We start from the raw sequence: 20,678 nt of genomic DNA, 5'->3' as shown, positions 1-20,678 counted from the left end.
TACAATACTTTCTTATTCCCTTTTAATTCGAGATAACGTATAATGAACTCATAATTAAATGATGATCTATCTTCGGGGCAGGGTGAGATTCCCGACCGGCGGTGATAAACTATAATGTTTTAAGTCCGCGAGCTTGTTGTTAAAACGAGCAGGATTTGGTGTGATTCCAAAGCCGACAGTACAGTCTGGATGGGAGAGGATGGAGGTTCAAGCGTTCAAAAAACTTAGTTTGTTGAACGTTTATTGAGCTTGCCGAAAAACACTCTCCCTCAGCTTCTTTGTTGAGGGAGTTTTTATTTGGTATAGCTGCTTGAATCTTTCTTCTTAGCAAGAGGTGGATCGAAAAGGAGAGAGGATTTTATGGAACAAACAAAAAAAACACAAAAGCTAGTCACTTTGGGAATGTTAAGTAGTATTTCGTATGTATTGATGATGTTTAATTTTCCTTTGCCAGGCATTCCACCATTCTTAAAGATTGATTTTAGTGAACTACCTGCATTAATAGCAGCTATTATTTATGGTCCTATTGCTGGGATTATAGTAGAAGGCATTAAAAACCTTCTACATTATATGATTCAAGGAAGCATGACAGGAGTGCCGGTTGGACAGGTCGCAAACTTTGTTGCAGGGTTATTGTTCATCCTGCCTGTTGCATATATGTTCAGAAAATACCGTGATACAAAAGGGATAACAATTGGATTAGTGGTAGGTACAATTGCAATGGCGGTTTTAATGAGTGTGTTAAATTACTATGTATTATTGCCAGCTTATACAATGTTTTTACAAGCACCAGCGTTATCAAGTGAGGAAGCAAAACAATTAATTGTTACGGGGATTTTACCGTTTAATTTTATAAAGGGAATTGTGACAGGTATCATCTTTATGTTGTTATTTACAAAAATGAGAACATGGATTGTCAAGCAAGCGACAGTCTAATAAAAAGTCCCTCCTAGTTCAAACTAGGAGGGACTTTTTTCATCACCTATTCAAATTTAAGTGCGTCACCGTCAAACGGTTCGTCAGCAACTTTAATTGAATCCGTTGGACAACCTTCTTGAGCATCCATCATATCATCAAGTAATACGTCAGGAATTTCAACAATACCTTCATTGTCATCTAATGTTACGAATGCAATACCTTCATCATCATAATCATAAATGTCAGGTGCAGCAGCTCCGCATGCACCACATGCAATACAAGTCTCTTTATCAACAATTGTGTACTTTGGCATAACAAGACCTCCCAAAAAAGTAATGAACTCACATTATTATTTCTGCTCTTTACAAACAGGTAACATTCTCACTATTTATTGTAAGGCTGTTCTTAAAACTTTTCAATAGAAAAGTGACTGAGAATACTTATCAGACAAGGGTTTCACTACTATTGATTCCCTATATAGGAGGAACTAAACGTGGGAAAGAAATGTAAGGTGTGAGGAGTTAATTTGTTTTTGGTAAAATGAAGGTAGAAGAAGGGGTGTGGAGATGAGTTATATTGCGATTGTCATTTTATATTGTATTGAAAAGTTTAAAGGTGAGCGTACAGTATTTGGTGTTTATCACCTATTAGTGGGGAAAAAATCAGCACAGACCATTCAAGATAGCAAATTGTATCGCTTATCCTTTTTGTTTCAATCTTTTTCATACTTAAATAAGCAAACATTTTCACTTGAAGTGAAAAAACTGATTGAAAACGAATTAATTATGAAAGTGGATGAACAAAAATATATCATTACAACAGCTGGACAAGAATATCTAAACGAGCAACTTCGAGAACATCCGTTTCCACCTTCCTTAAACGGATGGCAATTTACAAACGCCACAGTTCTCTTTATAGAGAGGCTTACACTTTTATTTCAAACGCTATCCAATTTGCAATACTTTAATCGACAGTTTATACCGGTCACAAAAAACGAAGCAACATTTATGTGGGTTAAAGATTATTTACTTAAAAACAAAGCCAATCGAGAAGATCTTGCTACTCAATTGTATGAAGAAATGAAGAGTTGTTTACAAGAGTGTTCAAAGCGAGATGCGGATTTATTTGTGTTACAATTGACGGGATATGAAAAAATTGGTTTTACTAAACATCAAGTTGCGGCTATGTACGAGATAGAAGAGTCTTATGTTCACCTTCTTCAATTAGGGGTTGTTCATAAAATGATCCATTTAATAAATGACCAATACTCACTGTTTCCAGTGTTGTCATCATTGCTAAAAGACTTGAATGTTCACTTACCAATTACAGCATCGACATTGCGCACATTTTCTCTTTTAAAGCGTCATTACTCGATTGAGGAAATTGCATCCATTCGTCGTTTAAAAGTAAGTACAATCGAAGATCATATTGCAGAGTTAGCGCTACTTGTTCCTGATTTTACAATTGATTCTTATGTATCGGTAGAGTCTCAACTGAAAGTGAAAGAAGCGGTTAATGTATTAGAAACACATAAGTTGAAAGACATAAAAGAACATGTAGGAGAAGATATTTCATATTTTCAAATCCGGATTGTGCTTGCAAAATGGTTTGCATAAATGCATTTGAATATAAAAGTGGTGATATAATTGACAATTGAACGAGTGTTACAAAAAGTTTTTGGCTTTAATCATTTTCGGACAGGTCAACGTGAGATTATTGAAGACATTTTACATAAAAAGCATGTGTTAGCAGTCTTACCTACAGGAACAGGGAAATCATTATGTTATCAATTACCTGGTTATATGATGAATCAACCAGTACTTATCGTTTCCCCTCTGCTATCATTAATGGAAGACCAAGTGCAGCAATTAAAAGCAAATGGTGAAAAGAGAGTAGTCGCTTTAAATAGCTTTTTAACAGAAGGTGAAAAACAACATGCGCTTCATCATTTAGAATCGTATCGATTTATTTATGCGTCTCCGGAAATTTTACAAAGTTCAAAAGTCCTTCAGGCGTTACAACGAGCCAATATCGGCTTGTTTGTTGTTGATGAAGCTCATTGTATTTCACAGTGGGGACATGATTTTCGTTTAGATTACTTACGGCTAGGAAGTGTATGGGAGGCTTTAGAAAAACCAACTACACTGGCGTTAACAGCTACTGCTACTAAAGAGGTAGTGAATGATATTCTTCAATATTTAAACTTAGATCATGTAACAAAGCATATTTATTCTGTTGATCGTCCTAACATTGCGATTAGTGTACAACGTGTGATGGATTTAGAAGAGAAAAAACAGCTGCTACTTGAATATGTAAAAGTATTGGAGGGGCCAGGTATTATATATTGTTCAAGTCGAGCTTGGACAGAAATGTTATCAGCTTTCCTAAAAAGTCACTACGATACGCGAGTGGAGTATTATCATGGAGGTATGGAGCAATCACAACGTTTGTTAGTGCAACAACAATTCCTTAACAATCAAATTGATATTATTTGTTGTACAAGTGCATTTGGTATGGGAGTAAACAAGGATAATATCCGATTTGTTGTGCATTATCACCCTCCCACACAACTTGAAGCATATCTTCAAGAAATTGGGAGAGCCGGACGAGACGGGAATGATAGCATAGCAGTTTTACTTTATCATGAGTCAGACAATGACTTAGCCTACTCTTTAATGGAGATGGAGTTACCGACACCAACAATTGTTCAACAAGTTTTATTGTTGATTAAAGCTTATGAAGGGCCAGAAGAAATGAGAAAACTGGAGGACCACATTAGTCGTATTGTAGGTATACATGAAACGCATTGGCGATTTATTCGTTATTATTTACAGAAAGAACAAGTATTAAATGAAGAAGGAATCAATCGACAATTTAATCTAGAAGTAATCTATAAAGAGGTTGTAGCAGCGATTAACAAGCGGATTAAAGATAAACAAAAAAAGCATGTGGCATTAACGAAATTCATCTTAACCAAAGGTTGTCGAAGAGAAGTGCTACTCGCTTACTTTGATGATCGACTTTTAAATCGTCCGGTGAATTGTTGTGATGAATGTGGAATTCAGTTTGAAGATTATTATAAAAAAAACAATGCCACTAAACAGTGGATGTTCAATGGTTGGGAAAAGGAGTTAGCTTTGTTACTTCGTCAAAGTGAGTGAATAAAATGGATATGTTTAAAAATCAACAAAAAATAATTGATGAAATGTCTCACAGAGAATTATTACATCAACTGTACATGACCCAATTATTTCTCTTTAGTATCGCACTAGGAATAGGTTTTTGGAAGTATAAAAGTGTAACTGAAATTACTTCGTATTTTAAGTTTGATTTCGTTCCTATTCTCCTATATGGAGGTGGAAGTGCAGTTATTGTTGTACTGGTGGATATACTCTTTATGAAGCTTCTACCTCCTCATATGTATGATGACGGGGGAATTAACAAAAGAATATTTAAAGACCTTTCACTTATTCAATTGATTTTGTTATGTTTTGTTGTTGCAATAGCAGAAGAACTGCTGTTTAGAGGTGTTTTGCAAGTTCATTTTGGCATCATTTGGGCTAGTATCATATTTGCGCTTATGCATATTCGCTATTTAAGTAAATGGTTTTTGCTCGTCATGGTTGTGACATTAAGCTTTTTTTTAGGGTGGTTATTCGAGCTAACACAGAGTTTGTTTGTAACCATTGTTGCTCATTTTTTAATTGATTTTATGCTAGGGTTGCATATAAGGTTTAACGAGAGTAAGGGTGTTTAGGTGACAGAAGAGTAGAGCTGTATCAGAATACCGCCGTATCCGACAGAAGCAATGTAAAAACAGTTAGCATAACTAATGAAGGATTGTAACATAAACGAGTAGACAACCTCATATCGTGTAGTAAACACAAGGGGGTGTCGAAATGGAACGTAACATTCAAAAGTTGCACCATTCAACGGACGAGCCGACGAAGTATATGTTACAAAGTGTTATTGAGCGAAAGAAGAAGTTCGATGGATTAAAGCGAAAAGAAAAAAGGCTCACATTTGCCTTTTTAGGAGCATTAATCTTATTTGGATGTTATTTGTTTTTTTCACTTTCTCATCTTTCTATGTTTAGTATTAGTGGTGTCATTGGTTTTATTTTAAATGAAACGTATCATTTATTTATGATACTTGCTGTCATGTCACTGTATGTGCATCTTTTACAAGTTCATAAAAAAGGTGAGAAAGCTGAAAAAGAGTTTCATGATTTAAGGTGTGAAATTATTCAAAAAAGCAAAGATTTATGGCCTACACATGAAAAGTGGGAATCAAGGCACAATGTGTTTGAACTTATGAAGAATGAATATGATATTAATTTGTATCATGAGAACAAGTAAAAGTGTATCAGTTTACAACTAAAATCTTTTAACATAAACCCCTCTTTCGTTTCATAAAACAAAAAAAGAGGGGGAGTTGGTGTGATGAAAAAACTCATTTTGCTTGTCATAGCAGCTGTATGTCATTCTCTTGTCATTCGGTGGGTTCCGATAAATGTTTCTTTTCGTGTAACCGATCTTTTTCTTCAAATGTTGATGAGTCCACTTAAATATATCGTTGTGATGTTCGCTTTTTCTCTTTCATTTTTATGCTATTCTGTCTTCATTCGTACAGCAATCGAACAAATGTACATGATAAAAAAGCAACGTCCGTTATCATGGTCAAATGTTGGTTTGTCTTTATGTATGAGTGCTAGCTTTTTTATTCTGTTTACGTTTGGTTTTTGGCAGACCTTGCTCATATTATGTTTCTCTTTCATCTATGGTATTATTTCTATAGATTTACGAAAGCAAGCTGTAGATAGGCAGCTGTAGGAGGAAGTATGGCATTATTAATTGGTTGTGCAAGTTTATTTGTACTTATTTTTATTGGTTATATGTGGATAGAAGCTAAGCGAAATTCAGTCGTTCATCATAATATGACACTTTCACGCTTTCCAAAAACATTTGAATCGTTACGTATCTTTTTTATCTCTGATATTCATCGGAGAACAATACCAGACCGCTTATTACATAAAATAAAAGAAAAAGTAGACATTGTAATAATAGGAGGAGATTTAACAGAAAAGGGAGTGCCATTCTCAAGAGTCCTCCATAACATCCGACAGTTAAAAAAATTAGGTCCAGTGTATTTTGTTTGGGGAAACAATGATTATGAAGTTGATTATCACGAGCTAGATGCGTTATTGCTAAGTGAGCAAGTGACTATTTTAGATAATACAGCTGTCAAGTTTGAGTCCGCAGAGGGAGAGTCTTTTGATTTACTTGGAGTAGATGATACGTCGAAGAAGAGAGCGCAACTACATCTGGCTTTACAGGACTGTGAAGAAGAGAGCTTTAAAATCTTAGTTAGTCATAATCCTTCTATTATTCATAAAGTGAAAAAGGAAGATAAAATTGATTTTGTCTTAAGTGGACATACACACGGAGGGCAAATTCGTTTCTTTGGAATCGGTCCTTATGAAATAGGAGGATTGAAGGAAGTAAACGGCACAACGTTATTTGTGAGTAATGGATATGGAACGACAGCTATACCATTTCGACTCGGGGCACGTTCAGAAACGCATTATATTGTTATTAGTCGTACAAAATAACCTTCAGCTTACATAAGCATATACAAAATTTACATAGTAAATAGGATAGACTATAATGCAAGTATCTTACACAGTTCATAAAGTAGTTGGAGGGTATGTATGGCTTCTCAAGAAGGAAAATATAATATTAAAGCCATTTCAAATATGGTTGATATTCAGCCAGGAACACTTAGAGCGTGGGAGCGACGGTATCATATTTTAAATCCTGTTCGTAATGAATCAGGTCATCGTTTATATACAGATGAAGACTTTAAAAAGCTGAAATGGTTAACAGAAAAAGTAAATAGCGGCTTTACAATTAGTCAAGCTGTGTCATTGTTAGAAACAGAAAGCACATCGGTTGAAGAAGACGAAAATCACGGAACGGTGGATTCACCACAGAAGATAAAAGAAGAGTTATTACGTGCATTATTATCTTTTGAGGAAAGTAAAGCGCAAGATTTAATTAGCCACGCATTTAGCTTATATGCAGTCGAAAAAGTAATCATGGACATTTTAGGATCTGCTCTTGTACAAATTGGAGACATGTGGGAGAAAGGGCAAATTACCAGCGCACACGAACATTACGCGTCTCAGTTATTAAAAGCAAGAATTAGCATGATCTTTTATTCGCTACCTTCAAGTGGTTTACTTCCAAAAACGATTGCTGTATGTGGACCGGGAGAAACGCATGAAGTAGGATTGTTGATTTTTACCTTCTTTTTACGAAGAAAAGGGTTCGAAGTGATTTATCTAGGGAGTAGTATTGAGGAAAAAGACTTGCCTTTGATTGTGAAAGAAGTAAATCCCACATTCCTCTTTATGTCTTGTACAATGCCAGATAATGCATTGAAAACAGTAGAAGTGGCTTCTGAAATGAAGAAGCAATTTCCTGGTGTGCATGTTGGATTAGGTGGTTATGCTTTTGATATGTTAGATCAGGATGAGCGTGAAAAAGCACAACCTTTTGTAGTAGGACATACAAAAGATTCTTGGAATGAATGGCTGAATGAAAAATTAGCAGAATTAGACGCTTAACATGCTTGTCTTTCTAAAAAGAAACATGTAAACTCATGATTATAGTGCGAACCGTTTTCCAAAAATTACATATGCTACATTAAGTACAATCATGTAGATGTGAGCGCGAGCGGGGAGGGGCATACATGAGGCTTGAACGATTAAATTATGATAAGATCAAAGTGTTTTTAACGTATGATGATTTATCTGAAAGAGGATTAACAAAGGAAGATTTATGGCGTGACTCGTTTAAGGTTCAGCAACTATTTAGAGAGATGATTGAACAAGCGTGTGATGAATTAGGCTTTCAGCCAACTAGCTCTCTGTCTGTTGAAGTATTTGCACTTCAAGCGCAAGGTATGGTTATTATTGTCACAACGAAAGATAGTGAAGAAATTGATGAAGATGAAGATGAATATATAGATGAGTATATTGAAATGCAAGTTACCTTAGATGAAAGCACAGATGTATTTTTTGAGTTCTGTTCATTTGAAGATGTTATTCAACTTGCAAACCGCTTGTCGCTCCTTTATAAAGTAGGAGGCGCTTTATATTCATATGATAACCGTTTTTACTTGTTGTTTGATCATGATCAATTAGTAGAAGTTCAAATGTCTGATTTAATTGCACTGCTTGCTGAGTATGGTCATCCTTCTACTATTACAAAACATCGAGTTCACGAATATGGAAAGCTGTTATTAGAGTCTGAAGCAATGACTTATATTTCAAACACATTTAAATGACAGCTCCTTTCTAAAGCAATATTATTTTTAAAATAATCTATTAAACATAGCGACTTGATGTAGGTTAGTTACAGGTTTTTATAAAAACAATCAAGTTATAAAAAAGACCATTTAGTTGAACAAGCGTTATTTTGTTTAACTAAATGGTCTTTTTAAAAACCAATACATCCACTATTTTTTTAGTCATTTTAGGTGGAAAATGGAGAAGATAAGTTGTATCATGTAAGGGGAAGAATGATTATTTTATCATTATTAGAAGATGTTTGAAAGCGTTTACTGTTAAGTGTACAAAAAAATACGAAAAGTGAATTTTTTTGTTTGCATAATTTATGGAAACGTGTATACTATGTCATGAAAGTAGCATCAACGAATTGATAATTTGATTCACTTTAGGAGGTTCACAGATGGTAGCCGACAAGACGAAAGACCAAGTAAACAATCAAGAAGAAAAACATGATGTACTAAGATCAACACAAACTGTGATACATAAAGCTTTAGAAAAGCTAGGCTATCCTGAGGAAGTATTTGAATTGTTAAAAGAACCAATTCGCATGATGACAGTCAAAATTCCTGTTCGTATGGATGATGGCTCAGTAAAAATATTTACCGGTTATCGTGCTCAACATAATGATGCAGTTGGTCCAACAAAAGGTGGTATTCGATTTCACCCAAATGTTACTGAAAAAGAAGTTAAAGCGCTTTCAATTTGGATGAGTTTAAAATGTGGTATTGTTGACTTACCTTACGGTGGAGGAAAAGGTGGCATTGTTTGTGATCCGCGAAACATGTCCTTTGGGGAATTAGAGCGCTTAAGTCGTGGCTATGTAAGGGCAATTAGTCAGATTGTAGGCCCAACAAAAGATATTCCTGCACCAGATGTTTTCACGAATTCCCAAATTATGGCTTGGATGATGGATGAATATAGCCGTATTGATGAATTTAACTCTCCTGGTTTTATTACAGGAAAGCCACTTGTTTTAGGCGGGTCTCATGGTCGTGAAACAGCGACTGCAAAAGGTGTGACTATTTGCATTAGGGAAGCAGCCAAAAAGCGTGGAATTGAGTTAACAGGTGCTCGTGTTGTCGTTCAAGGATTCGGAAATGCAGGAAGCTTTTTAGCGAAATTTATGCATGACGCTGGAGCAAAAGTAGTTGGAATTTCTGATGCTTACGGTGCTCTTCATGACCCAAATGGTTTAGATATTGATTATTTATTAGATCGACGTGATAGCTTTGGTACAGTTACCAAGTTATTCAACAATACGATTAGCAATAAAGAATTATTAGAGCTTGATTGTGATATTTTAGTCCCTGCGGCGATTGAAAATCAAATTACTGAAGAAAATGCTCATAACATCCGTGCGAGCATTGTTGTAGAAGCCGCTAACGGTCCGACAACACTAGAAGCAACCCAAATCTTGACTGAGCGAGGTATTTTACTTGTTCCAGATGTGTTAGCAAGTGCAGGTGGGGTAACTGTATCTTATTTTGAATGGGTACAGAACAACCAAGGCTACTATTGGACAGAAGAAGAAGTAGAAGAGAAGTTAGAATTAGTGATGGTTAAATCCTTTAATAATATTTATGAAACGTCAACGGTTCGTAAGGTAGACATGCGTCTGGCTGCCTATATGGTCGGGGTGCGAAAAATGGCAGAAGCATCTCGATTTAGAGGATGGATTTAAAACAGAACAATTGCATGCATAGAAAAAATCTCCTATCATTAGATAGGGGATTTTTCAGTTAGATGATGATCGTTAAAATAAAAAAGACAAGGATTTAAGCATAATAGAAGGAGAACATTCTTTTATGCTAATAGGACTGAGCACTTTTATCAATTTTAAATGTAGTTGTTGATAAATGAAGGAGTGAATGAAGTGAGGAATGAAGAAGTAATTATAGTAGGGGGAGGTCCTTGTGGAATTTCTGCTGCTATTGAATTACAAAATATAGGGATGAACCCTCTAGTTATTGAAAAGGGTAATATTGTAAATGCTATTTATCATTATCCTACTCACCAAACGTTTTTTAGTTCTAGTGAGAAATTAGAAATTGGTGGTGTACCCTTTATTACAGAAAACCGCAAACCGGTTCGTAATCAAGCACTTGCTTATTATCGAGAAGTAGTCAAACGAAAAAAAGTAAGGATAAATGCGTTTGAACAAGTGAGTTTAGTTGAAAAGCAAAAAGATGGTACGTTTATAGTTAAAACATCGAAAGAAACTTATAAAACGAAATACGTCATTATCGCAACGGGCTATTATGATCATCCGAATTATATGGGGGTTCCAGGTGAGGATTTACCAAAAGTTTATCACTACTTTAAAGAAGCTCATCCATACTTTGATAAAGACGTTGTGGTTATTGGTGGAAAGAATTCTAGTGTCGATGCAGCTTTAGAATTAGTCAAATCGGATGCTCGTGTAACAGTTTTATATCGAGGGTTAGAATATTCAAAAAGTGTAAAGCCTTGGATTCTTCCAGAGTTTGAAGCCTTAGTGCGTCATGAAGTGATTAATATGAAATTTGGTGCACATTTGAAGGGAATTACTGAACAGACAGTCACCTATGTTCAAGGTGATCAAGAATATACAATTCCAAATGATTTTGTTTTTGCCATGACCGGCTATCATCCTGATCATTCCTTTTTAACAAAGATGGGTGTAGAAATTCATTCTGCAACTGGTAGGCCGTTATATAATGAAGAAACAATGGAAACGAATGTTGAAGGGATTTTTATAGCAGGTGTGATTGCTGCTGGAAATAATGCAAATGAGATTTTTATTGAAAATGGCCGATTTCACGGAGAGCAAATCGCTACCTATATAAAAAATAAGAATAAAATGTAATGATCTATTTGTGATGAAAAGGAATTGATTTAACATGTGTTTAATTGGTTAAATCAATTCCTCTTTGTTCATGGTAAATTACTTTAAAAACATTGTTTGTAAATGAGAAGGGTCAGATGTTTTTTCTAGAGCTGTTAATAGTTTAATTCTTGCTTTTTGTCCATTTAGCCCATTAGAGAAGATAACACCTAAATCTTTAAGTTGTTTACCGCCACCTTCATAGCTGTATACGTCTTGTGCGATGCCATTAAAACATCTAGAAACAAGTACAATAGGGATGTTCTTTTGTAGCAAGTGTTTAATCCCATCGATGGTGCGAGGGGGAAGATTTCCTTGTCCTAATGCTTCAATTACTAATCCATCAATGTTCATATCACACACTGCATGTAGGATCTGCTCATCCATCCCTGCATATGCTTTAAGTAAAATCACTTTTTTATCTACTTTATCCACAACATATAAGTCACGAATTGTTGGCATGTGATGAAATAGAACGTGTTGTTTCGTTACAATACCAATTGGACCGTATTGAGGACTTTGAAAAGTTGCCACGTTACTTGTGTGCGTTTTGGTCACATTCTTTGCTGTATGAATTTCATCATTCATGACAACAAGTACCCCTTTACCTCTTGCTTCATCGCTAATTGCTACACGCAAAGAAGAAATAAAATTATGAGGACCGTCTGAACCAATTTCGTTACTTGATCTCATAGCACCAGTCAGTACAATTGGAATGTCAGTTTGAATGGTTAAATCTAAAAAGTAAGCGGTCTCTTCGAGTGTATCTGTTCCGTGTGTAATGACAACGGCATCAATTTGTTGGTGTTGAATGTTCTTTTCTATTGTTTTAGATAAAAGAAGCATTTCGTTTGGTGTGATATGAGGAGAAGGTAAATGAAATACTTCTTCAACAATTACATTTGCTAATTTTGTGATTGAAGGTGTCGAATACATTAAGGGGTTTTGTTTACTAGGTGCAACTGAGCCTGTTTGTTCATCTTCTTTCATTGAAATGGTTCCGCCTGTATGGATGATATAAACGGTTTTCATTCATTCCGTCTCCTTTCTGTTTAAATGTTTGATAGATCAAACATTTTCTATATGCACTGAATGAATTATTAGGAAATAATTTTCTTTCTTACAATAACATGTTAACATTAAAAAAAATAGAGGAAATGAGGCGCTTTTTATGTTAGGAATTATTTCTGCAGGTATTGCGCCGGGACTAGCACTGCTAAGCTTTTTCTATCTAAAAGATGAATATGAGAGTGAACCTATTTCGATGGTTTTCAAAACGTTTATTTTTGGTGCCATGCTGGTGTTGCCAATCATGTTCATTCAATACGTATTAGAAGAAGAGCAGTTATTACAAGATCCTTTTATTAAGGCCTTTTTTACAGTTGGTTTGTTAGAAGAGTTCTTTAAATGGTTTATTTTATACTTTACTATTTATCAGCATGTAGAGTTTGACGAGCATTATGATGGGATCGTGTACGGTGCAGCTGTATCTCTTGGGTTTGCAACTGTAGAAAATGTTTTATTTCTGTTTGCAAATGGATTAGAAACGGCTATCGGAAGAGCCATGCTTCCAGTTTCGAGCCATGCGTTATTCGGTGTCATCATGGGGTATTACTTAGGGAAAGGGAAGTTTTCCCAAGGGAAAGAACGTTCACAGTGGATTACATATTCATTATTCATACCGTTTTTTTTACACGGATTATACGACTTTATCATTATCACGATGGATCAGTGGATTCTTTTTATTATTCCTTTTATGATTGGTTTGTGGTGGTTTGGATTACGTAAAGTGAAGAAAGCTAAACAGTTTTCCTTACATTAAGCTCAGTTGATCGCTCTTTCGTAGCAAGAGAGATTTAGCTGAGCTTTTTGTGTTTGAAAATAGCTTGTAAAGTAGAAGGTTAGTAAGATATTTTGTACAAATTCTTCCGATGTTGTATAAAAAAGCATCCATTACAAAAAATACTCCTATCATAACTTTGGTGTGATGTAGGAGGTTATTTAATGTTATCGTTTCAGCGTTGTCTAAAAGCGTTATTGGTAACAAGTGTATTAACGTTAGTGATAGGTTTTACAATTCCTCAATCAGCTTCAGCATTTTCAAACCAAGTCATTCAACACGGAGCAGTAGGGGATGACGTTATTGAATTACAATCACGCTTACAATACCTTGGTTTTTATAATGGACAAATTGATGGCGTGTTTGGATGGAGCACGTACTGGGCGTTACGTAACTTTCAGTATGAGTTTGGTCTCAAGATTGACGGATTAGCAGGTCAAGAGGCAAAGAACAAGTTAGCAAAAGCTACAAAATACCATGAGCACTTTGTAAAGAAACAAATTAATAGTGGAAACAAATTTACTCACTACGGTGGTGTGCCATTGGATCAACAAAAGAAGGCAAACCCTAGACGTCAAACTCAACAAGGTGCACAAGGTGGAACTCAGCAAGGCAGAGGTAGCCAACAAGGTGCACAAGGTGGGACTCAGCAAGGCAGAGGTAGCCAACAAGGTGCACAAGGTGGGACTCAGCAAGGCGGAGGTAACCAACAGGGTGCACAAGGTGGGACTCAGCAAGGTGGAGGTAACCAACAGGGTGCACAAGGTGGGACTCAGCAAGGTGGAGGTAATCAACAAGGTGCACAAGGTGGGACTCAGCAAGGTGGAGGTAATCAACAAGGTGCAGGGAAACAACAAAATACAACTGAAGAGTCGGAGGAGTCAGCTGCTCCACAAGTAAAAGCAGCAAATGTACCAAATGGTTTTTCTCAGAACGATATTCAGTTAATGTCAAATGCGGTTTATGGAGAAGCGCGTGGTGAGCCGTATATTGGTCAAGTAGCGGTAGCTGCGGTTATTTTAAATCGAGTAAACAGCGCAACCTTCCCTAATACTGTAGCAGGGGTTATTTTTGAACCGAGAGCCTTTACGGCTGTGGCAGACGGACAAATTTGGTTAGAACCAAATGAGACAGCCAAAAAAGCGGTTTTAGATGCAATTAATGGATGGGACCCAACAGGAAATGCCCAGTATTATTTTAATCCTAATACTGCAACGAGTGCATGGATTTGGTCTCGACCACAAATTAAGCAAATAGGAAAACATATATTCTGTGAATAAAGAGAGGTGAATGATCATGTTTAGAAGTATATTGATTGCAATTTTAGCAATAGGAATTGTTGGTGTAGGATATTGGGGTTATACAGAGCATCAACAAAAAGATGCGGTGTTAATTCAAGCAGAAAATAGTTATCAACGTGCATTTCATGATTTAACATATGAACTAGACTTATTAAACGATAAAATCGGCTCAACATTGGCAATGAATTCACGTGATCAGCTTTCGCCTGCTTTAGCGGAAGTATGGCGAGTGACATCGGAAGCACATAGCAATTTAGGACAATTACCTTTAGCGTTATTGCCTTTTAATAAAACAGAAGAATTTCTGTCAAACATCGGTGATTTTAGTTACAAGGTGGCGATTCGCGATCTAAGTGCTTCTCCGCTAACAGATGAGGAATACGGGACACTGCAATCTCTCTATAAAACATCGTCAGACATTCAAAACGAAATGCGAAAAGTGCAGCACCTTGTTATTGAAAATAATTTACGCTGGATGGATGTAGAACTGGCTTTAGCAACAAAAGAAAAACAAGCCGATAATACAATTGTCGATGGACTAAAGACCGTTGAAAAAAGCATGGAGTCATATGAAGAAAGTAGTTTTGGTCCAAGCTTTGTGACAAATCAAAACAAGCATCGAGAGTTTTCCCAATTAAAAGGACGCGATATTAATGAAAATGTGGCGAAAGAAGTCGCACGGTCATTTTTAGAACTCAAAGGAAATGAAAAGATTAACGTTGCAGAAAGTGGAAAGGGTGCAGATCATAGCTTTTATAGCTTAACGATTACCGATCCACAAACAAAGCAAGAAACATACATGGACGTAACAAAAAAAGGTGGATATCCGATTTGGGTATTACAGAACACTGAAGTCAAAGAACAAAAGATCAGTTTGAATGAAGCGATGGAAAAAGCACACACATTTTTAAAAGAACATGATTTTGAAAGTGTTGTGATGTCTGAGAGTGCACAATATGAAAACACAGGAGTCTTCACATTTGTAGAGGAGACAGAAGCTGGTGTGAGAATTTACCCAAATGCTGTGAAGATGAAGGTTTCTTTAGAAGATGGTAAGGTTGTAGGCTTTTCTGCTAAAGATTTTTTATTGTCACATCGCCTACGAGAAATTCCTGAGCCAACAATATCTCAAGAAGAAGCTCGAAGTAAAATTAATCAAAATGTGAAGATTATGGAAGAACGCGTAGCTTTAATTAAAAACGATGTAAATGAAGAAGTGTTGTGTTACGAGTTTTTAGGAACGATTAACAATGATACGTATCGCATCTTTATTAATGCCAAGGATGGGTATGAAGAGCAAGTGGACAAGCTTCAAAATGCAGAGCCTCTCTATAATCAAGTGTAATGACTAGAACCTCTCTATTTGCAAATAGAGAGGTTTTTATGTATGAAGGTCCTTCCATCTATCCATAATGATAAAAAGGGTGTGAACTGTATGAAAAGGATTGAAGGGCTTTTAATTAAGTTAGCGATTATACAATTTATTTTTTTATTTATTGCGCAATGTATTTTGTTAGCAAGTGATCATAGTACATATTTCTCGAAGGTAATTCAATATGAAGGGGTGGCGAAAAATAATTTCAATAAAATTATTGAAACATTCGACCCATAAACAGTCGTATGATAAAATAACAATAGATAATTTATCGATAAACGAGCAAGGTGCAGGATCATTACCTGCTCTTTTTTTCGTCATCTATCATCATATATGTTGAAAGTCCATTTCTATAGCAGATAAAAGAATAAGGTCTGTTTATTTTTTGTGAATTTAAGGAGGAAGTATGGAAAAACGTATTTCAATTGCAATCGATGGCCCAGCAGCTGCTGGGAAAAGTACGGTTGCTAAAATTATTGCAGAGAAATTGTCATACATTTATGTAGACACGGGTGCTATGTATCGTGCTATTACTTATAAAGCTCAACAACAAAATCTTGATTTGCAAAATGAAGATGCACTTCTAGCGTTATTACAGCGTACTACAATTGATTTACAGCCTTCTAATGATGGTCAGATTGTCCTCTTAGATCGGGTAGATGTCACGATGGAAGTTCGTTCATCTGAGGTAACAAATGCTGTATCAATTGTGGCAAAGCATCGGGGTATAAGAGAAGAGATGGTAGCTCGTCAGCAGCAATTAGCAAAAAGTGGTGGCGTTGTAATGGATGGTCGTGACATCGGTACTCATGTATTACCGAATGCAGAGGTAAAGGTTTTTTTACTAGCTTCTGTTGAAGAACGCGCCAAAAGACGACATGAAGAAAATATATCAAAAGGATTTACCTCTAACATTGAGCAATTAAAAGAGGAAATCGCTAAAAGAGATAAGTTAGACTCAGAACGAGAAGTGGCGCCGTTGAAAAAAGCAGAGGATGCTACCCAAATTGATACAACCTCATTAACTATTTATGATGTTGTAGATCGTATACTTGCAATTGTGAATGAAAGGATATGAGGAGATGAGCTTTTATACATTTGCAAGGTCTGTTGTGAAAGGCGTATTAAAGCCCATCTATCGAGTTGAAGCTATTGGGACAGAGAATATTCCAAAAGAAGGTGGAGTTATTCTTTGTTCCAATCATATTGATAACTTAGATCCACCAGCAGTAGGGATTACATGTCCAAGACCGATTTCATTTATGGCAAAAGAAGAGTTGTTTCGTGCGCCAATATTAAAAAGTATCTTACCGGGATTACAAGCTTTCCCTGTTAAAAGAGGGATGGGAGACCGTGAAGCTTTAAGAAAAGGAATTGCCCTTTTAAAAGAAGGAAAAGTGCTTGGTTTGTTTCCGGAAGGTACAAGAAGCAGAGATGGAAAACTTGGAAAAGGGTTAGCGGGTGTAGGATTCTTTGCGTTGCGTTCTGATGCTGTCGTTGTTCCTTGTGCGATTATAGGGCCATATAAGGCGTTTCGAAAAGTGAAAGTAGTTTACGGACTGCCAATGAACATGAGTGAGTTTCGTGAGCGAAGAGCATCGGCTGACGAGGTAACGGATGCGATTATGGCTGAAATTGCAGAATTGCTTGAAAAATATTAATAGTTGGCACCTTTTTGCTTGACAAAAGATTCTATTTATTAGAAGTTAGTAACAAAGAGAGTTTTTTCTATACGTAGTTATATACACTACTAATTGTTAAAAGAATCTAATCTCAATGGAAAGGATATCTCTAGAATAAGTAACAAAAAGAACAATGGTTTCAAACATCTAGAGGTATCTTGCTTTGAGTGAAAATTAGCTTCTTTTATTTTAATACATACTGTAGGTTAGTAACTAAGGAGGATTAGACGATGGTAGAAGATATGAATCAAGTAGAATTTAACGCATTAGAAGTGGGAGATCGCGTAAGTGGTGTCGTAACAAAAGTCGAAGAAAAGCAAGTTCTTGTTGAAGTAGAGGGGAGTAAACTAGACGGAATTATTCCAATCAGTGAATTATCAAGCTTGCATATTGAAAAAGCTACAGATGCTATTGATGTAGGTACAGAAGTGCAAGCAAAAGTGATTAAAGTAGAAGATGAACTACTCGTTTTATCCAAACGTGCGATTGATGCTGAAAAGGCATGGGAAGACCTTGAGCAGAAGCTTGTGTCTAAAGAGGTATTTGAAGCGGAAGTAAAAGAGGTTGTAAAGGGTGGATTAGTCGTTGATATTGGTGTAAGAGGATTCATCCCAGCTTCTCTTGTTGAAACATACTTTGTTGAAAACTTCGAAGATTACAAAGGTAAAACGTTAACTGTAAAAGTGAAAGAGTTAGATAAAGAGAAGAATCGTGTGATTTTATCTCATCGTGATGTAGTAGAAGAGCAGTTACTAAATGAAAAAGCAACTGTTATGAGCTCTTTAAAAGCAGGCCAAGTGTTAGAAGGAAAGGTACAACGCCTAACAGACTTCGGTGCATTTGTTGATATCGGTGGAGTTGATGGGTTAGTTCACATTTCACAATTAGCACATACACGTGTAGAGAAGCCATCGGACGTTGTAGAAGAAGGTCAGCAAGTAAAAGTGAAAGTACTATCAGTTGACAAAGAGAATCGTCGTGTATCATTATCAATTAAGGATATATTAGAGGGCCCTTGGACAAATATTTCATCAGAGTTTGAGCGAGGAGATGTGCTAGATGGTACTGTAAAGCGACTTGTATCATTCGGTGCATTCGTTGAAGTAGCTCCTGGCGTTGAAGGATTAGTTCACATTTCACACATTGCAAATAAACACATCTCTACTCCTCATGAAGTATTAAAAGAGGGAGAAAAGGTAAAAGTAAAAGTATTAGATGTGAATGAAAGTGAAAAAAGAATGTCTTTAAGTATCCGTGATCTTGAAGAAAAACAATCAGAGGAAGACTATCGTAATTATGAGCCGATTGAAGAAGTAAAAGGCTTTCAATTAGGTGACATGATTGGAGATCAACTAAAAAAATTAAAGTAATGGTGATGCTTTATGAGTAGAGCGCAACGAAAAATTGACCATATTCAACATGCATTAAATACAGGTCAACATCGTTTGCATGGATTAGACGATATTTCATTTGTTCATAATAGCTTGCCGAACCTACGTGTTGATAAAATAGATTTGAATACTCAAATTGGCGAACTTTCTTTAAGTTCGCCAATTTTTATCAATGCGATGACAGGTGGCGGTGGAGTAGAAACAGAAAACATTAATCGATCTCTTGCACAAGTGGCGCGTGAGTGTGACTTAGCGATGGCTGTTGGTTCACAAATGGCAGCCATTAAAGATCCTGTGGAAAGACAAAGCTATGCTGTTGTTAGACAAGAGAATCCAACAGGTGTTGTATTTGCAAACTTGGGTAGCGAAGCGACAGTTGAGCAAGCGCAACAAGCGGTGGATATGATTGAAGCGAATGGTTTACAGGTTCACTTAAATGTCATTCAAGAACTGGTTATGCCAGAAGGAGATCGTGATTTTACTGGTGCATTGCGCCGAATTGAACAAATTGTAAAAGGAATTTCGGTTCCTGTTATTGTAAAAGAAGTCGGGTTTGGCATGAACAATAAGGTAGCGAAACAGCTCCGAGAAGTGGGAGTTAACATCTTAGATATAGGTGGGTACGGTGGTACTAATTTCTCACGAATTGAAAATGAACGAAGAGAAAAGCAATTTTCGTTCTTTAATGAATGGGGAATATCTACAGCTGCTTCTATTGCTGAAGTATGTCAGGCAGAAAAAGGTTTGTCTGTTATCGGTTCAGGTGGTATTCAAACGACAGTGGATGTTGCTAAAAGTGTGGCTTTAGGTGCTTCTGCTGTTGCGATGGCGGGTAGGTTTTTATCTATCTTAGTAAATGAAGGTGTAGATCACGTTATCCAAGAAGTAAACGATGTGCATGAAGAACTGAGATTTATGATGACGGCTTTAGGTGCACCTTCGGTTGCGGCGTTACAGAAAACACCCGTTGTGATAAGTGGTCAAACTCATCATTGGTTAACGGAAAAAGGGATTTCAACTGCATATTATGCGCAAAGATAACAAAAAGGCCTGATCAAGCATCAGGCCTTTTTGTTATCTATTGATATCACGTGCTTCCTCAGGACTTTGAAGATTTGTTGCCCCTGGATAATGAAGTCCTTGGTCACGATCAGATTCTACTTTTTTTGATTGTTTTAACTTCTTTTCTTGGCGGTCTTTACTCATTTTTTATTCCTCCTTCGTACCATCATCCTTTATATATTTACCAAACTGCTTTCATTTATACCGCAATGAAGATTAAGTTTCTTTCGAATGATACATAATGGAAATAAAAGGTGGTGAAAAAATGGAAGGAATTTATTTTTATTGGTTTGCATGGATGGGGTGGATTGTCACAACGTTCTTTATGGACAAAACAAAGCAACGGTTTTGGTATACAGCCATTATATTATTTAGTATTAGTTTATCCTTAACGAATGTCCAATTGCTTACGATGACAGTCAGTGGTACATATTTACTGTTACTCATTATGAGTTATATAAGCTTTTCACGTGTGAAAGTTAGACAACAAGTTTATTATTTCATAGCTTCATTTATTGGAGCTATCGCTTATGCAAGCTTTTGTTTATTTGAATTGTACGATCCTGTATGGATCTTTATTGATAAACGCTTAATAGTTAGTACTCTTATTCTTTATGTGATCTTTATGTTAGTTAAAACGTATAAAATGAGAATTATTTGTTCTATTATTGCGATCTGTCAAGGTGATTTATTTTTTTCTTTTGTACTTAGAACGCTGTCTTTTCCTTACGAGATTGGTGCTTTATTGCTATTAGACATTATAGCCATCACGGTGTTAACTATTAGTGTATGGGAAGGGATTTTGAAAATGACCGTTTATTTTGATGGATACCTGCTAAAATGGAACAAACAAAAACAAACTACCTATAAGTAAAAGAAGAGTGAGAGAGGC

23 protein-coding genes and 1 riboswitch are annotated in these 20,678 nt (G+C 36.2%); of the genes, 20 read left to right on the top strand and 3 right to left on the bottom strand.

Translation table 11 applies throughout. The features are described from left to right. The first annotated feature begins 64 nt into the window (after positions 1–64). Positions 65–205: riboswitch (FMN riboswitch) on the top strand. A 155-nt stretch (positions 206–360) separates the two neighbouring features. Beyond that, on the top strand, positions 361–936 hold the full coding sequence (locus tag DIS06_RS09390) for an ECF transporter S component (RefSeq protein ID WP_110113004.1): 576 nt from the start codon (positions 361–363) through the stop codon (positions 934–936). Between the two features lie 46 nt (positions 937–982). Here DIS06_RS09390 and DIS06_RS09385 read toward each other — a convergent pair whose 3' ends face one another. After that, positions 983–1,231 (bottom strand): ferredoxin, encoded by a 249-nt coding sequence (locus DIS06_RS09385; protein WP_110113003.1) that lies wholly within the window; start codon positions 1,229–1,231, stop codon positions 983–985. 253 nt (positions 1,232–1,484) lie between these two features. Between DIS06_RS09385 and DIS06_RS09380 the strand changes: the two genes are divergently transcribed. From DIS06_RS09380 to DIS06_RS09335, 10 genes are all read left to right on the top strand, one after another. Beyond that, entirely contained in the window at positions 1,485–2,534 is a 1,050-nt protein-coding gene (locus DIS06_RS09380) for a YpbB family protein (protein ID WP_110113002.1), read from the top strand. Between the two features lie 30 nt (positions 2,535–2,564). Beyond that, positions 2,565–4,079: a RecQ family ATP-dependent DNA helicase gene (locus DIS06_RS09375; protein WP_110113001.1), complete on the top strand. Its 1,515-nt coding sequence runs from the start codon at positions 2,565–2,567 to the stop codon at positions 4,077–4,079. A 5-nt stretch (positions 4,080–4,084) separates the two neighbouring features. Further along, complete coding sequence (locus DIS06_RS09370; protein WP_239421971.1) at positions 4,085–4,675, top strand: CPBP family intramembrane glutamic endopeptidase; 591 nt, start codon at positions 4,085–4,087, stop codon at positions 4,673–4,675. A 142-nt stretch (positions 4,676–4,817) separates the two neighbouring features. Next, positions 4,818–5,276 (top strand): YpbF family protein, encoded by a 459-nt coding sequence (locus DIS06_RS09365; RefSeq protein ID WP_110113000.1) that lies wholly within the window; start codon positions 4,818–4,820, stop codon positions 5,274–5,276. Between the two features lie 84 nt (positions 5,277–5,360). Continuing rightward, positions 5,361–5,750 carry a hypothetical protein gene (locus DIS06_RS09360; RefSeq protein ID WP_162595926.1) on the top strand — a complete coding sequence of 130 codons (390 nt, stop codon included), beginning with the start codon at positions 5,361–5,363 and terminating at the stop codon, positions 5,748–5,750. An 8-nt stretch (positions 5,751–5,758) separates the two neighbouring features. After that, complete coding sequence (locus DIS06_RS09355) at positions 5,759–6,529, top strand: metallophosphoesterase (protein WP_110112998.1); 771 nt, start codon at positions 5,759–5,761, stop codon at positions 6,527–6,529. 99 nt (positions 6,530–6,628) lie between these two features. Then, positions 6,629–7,546: a MerR family transcriptional regulator gene (locus DIS06_RS09350; RefSeq protein ID WP_110112997.1), complete on the top strand. Its 918-nt coding sequence runs from the start codon at positions 6,629–6,631 to the stop codon at positions 7,544–7,546. A gap of 125 nt (positions 7,547–7,671) precedes the next feature. Continuing rightward, positions 7,672–8,268: a genetic competence negative regulator gene (locus DIS06_RS09345; RefSeq protein WP_110112996.1), complete on the top strand. Its 597-nt coding sequence runs from the start codon at positions 7,672–7,674 to the stop codon at positions 8,266–8,268. A gap of 404 nt (positions 8,269–8,672) precedes the next feature. Beyond that, positions 8,673–9,953: a Glu/Leu/Phe/Val family dehydrogenase gene (locus DIS06_RS09340; RefSeq protein WP_110112995.1), complete on the top strand. Its 1,281-nt coding sequence runs from the start codon at positions 8,673–8,675 to the stop codon at positions 9,951–9,953. 192 nt (positions 9,954–10,145) lie between these two features. Further along, positions 10,146–11,117 (top strand): YpdA family putative bacillithiol disulfide reductase, encoded by a 972-nt coding sequence (locus DIS06_RS09335; RefSeq protein WP_110112994.1) that lies wholly within the window; start codon positions 10,146–10,148, stop codon positions 11,115–11,117. Between the two features lie 78 nt (positions 11,118–11,195). On the opposite strand, the gene DIS06_RS09330 is transcribed toward DIS06_RS09335, so the two are convergent. Beyond that, positions 11,196–12,167, bottom strand: a complete 972-nt coding sequence (locus DIS06_RS09330) for an asparaginase (protein ID WP_110112993.1) — start codon at positions 12,165–12,167, stop codon at positions 11,196–11,198. Positions 12,168–12,306: 139 nt separating this feature from the next. On the opposite strand from DIS06_RS09330, the gene prsW reads away from it, so the two are divergent. The 8 genes from prsW (at position 12,307) to fni (ending at position 19,765) form a co-directional block, all read left to right on the top strand. Next, positions 12,307–12,957, top strand: a complete 651-nt coding sequence (gene prsW, locus DIS06_RS09325; RefSeq protein WP_110112992.1) for a glutamic-type intramembrane protease PrsW — start codon at positions 12,307–12,309, stop codon at positions 12,955–12,957. Between the two features lie 182 nt (positions 12,958–13,139). Beyond that, a complete protein-coding gene (locus tag DIS06_RS09320; protein WP_110112991.1) occupies positions 13,140–14,255 on the top strand; it encodes a cell wall hydrolase in 1,116 nt (371 codons plus the stop codon). Positions 14,256–14,271: 16 nt separating this feature from the next. Beyond that, positions 14,272–15,621 carry a germination protein YpeB gene (gene ypeB, locus DIS06_RS09315; protein WP_110112990.1) on the top strand — a complete coding sequence of 450 codons (1,350 nt, stop codon included), beginning with the start codon at positions 14,272–14,274 and terminating at the stop codon, positions 15,619–15,621. A gap of 90 nt (positions 15,622–15,711) precedes the next feature. After that, the gene (locus tag DIS06_RS20125) at positions 15,712–15,888 is read left to right on the top strand and encodes a YpfB family protein (protein WP_162595925.1); all 177 of its coding nucleotides are present in this window, start codon (positions 15,712–15,714) and stop codon (positions 15,886–15,888) included. A gap of 169 nt (positions 15,889–16,057) precedes the next feature. Next, entirely contained in the window at positions 16,058–16,729 is a 672-nt protein-coding gene (gene cmk, locus DIS06_RS09310; RefSeq protein WP_110112989.1) for a (d)CMP kinase, read from the top strand. A 4-nt stretch (positions 16,730–16,733) separates the two neighbouring features. Further along, complete coding sequence (locus DIS06_RS09305) at positions 16,734–17,312, top strand: lysophospholipid acyltransferase family protein (RefSeq protein WP_110112988.1); 579 nt, start codon at positions 16,734–16,736, stop codon at positions 17,310–17,312. Between the two features lie 251 nt (positions 17,313–17,563). After that, on the top strand, positions 17,564–18,703 hold the full coding sequence (gene rpsA, locus DIS06_RS09300; protein ID WP_110112987.1) for a 30S ribosomal protein S1: 1,140 nt from the start codon (positions 17,564–17,566) through the stop codon (positions 18,701–18,703). A gap of 12 nt (positions 18,704–18,715) precedes the next feature. Beyond that, on the top strand, positions 18,716–19,765 hold the full coding sequence (gene fni, locus DIS06_RS09295; RefSeq protein ID WP_110112986.1) for a type 2 isopentenyl-diphosphate Delta-isomerase: 1,050 nt from the start codon (positions 18,716–18,718) through the stop codon (positions 19,763–19,765). Between the two features lie 33 nt (positions 19,766–19,798). Here fni and DIS06_RS09290 read toward each other — a convergent pair whose 3' ends face one another. Beyond that, entirely contained in the window at positions 19,799–19,930 is a 132-nt protein-coding gene (locus DIS06_RS09290; protein WP_110112985.1) for a YpzI family protein, read from the bottom strand. 121 nt (positions 19,931–20,051) lie between these two features. On the opposite strand from DIS06_RS09290, the gene DIS06_RS09285 reads away from it, so the two are divergent. Continuing rightward, positions 20,052–20,660 (top strand): YphA family membrane protein, encoded by a 609-nt coding sequence (locus DIS06_RS09285; RefSeq protein WP_110112984.1) that lies wholly within the window; start codon positions 20,052–20,054, stop codon positions 20,658–20,660. Positions 20,661–20,678: the final 18 nt, after the last annotated feature.

Origin of the sequence: Bacillus sp. CGMCC 1.16541, assembly GCF_003184905.1 — a bacterium.
Taxonomy (GTDB): Bacteria; Bacillota; Bacilli; order Bacillales; family Bacillaceae_H; genus Priestia.
This window is presented reverse-complemented; position numbering and strand designations above follow the sequence as displayed.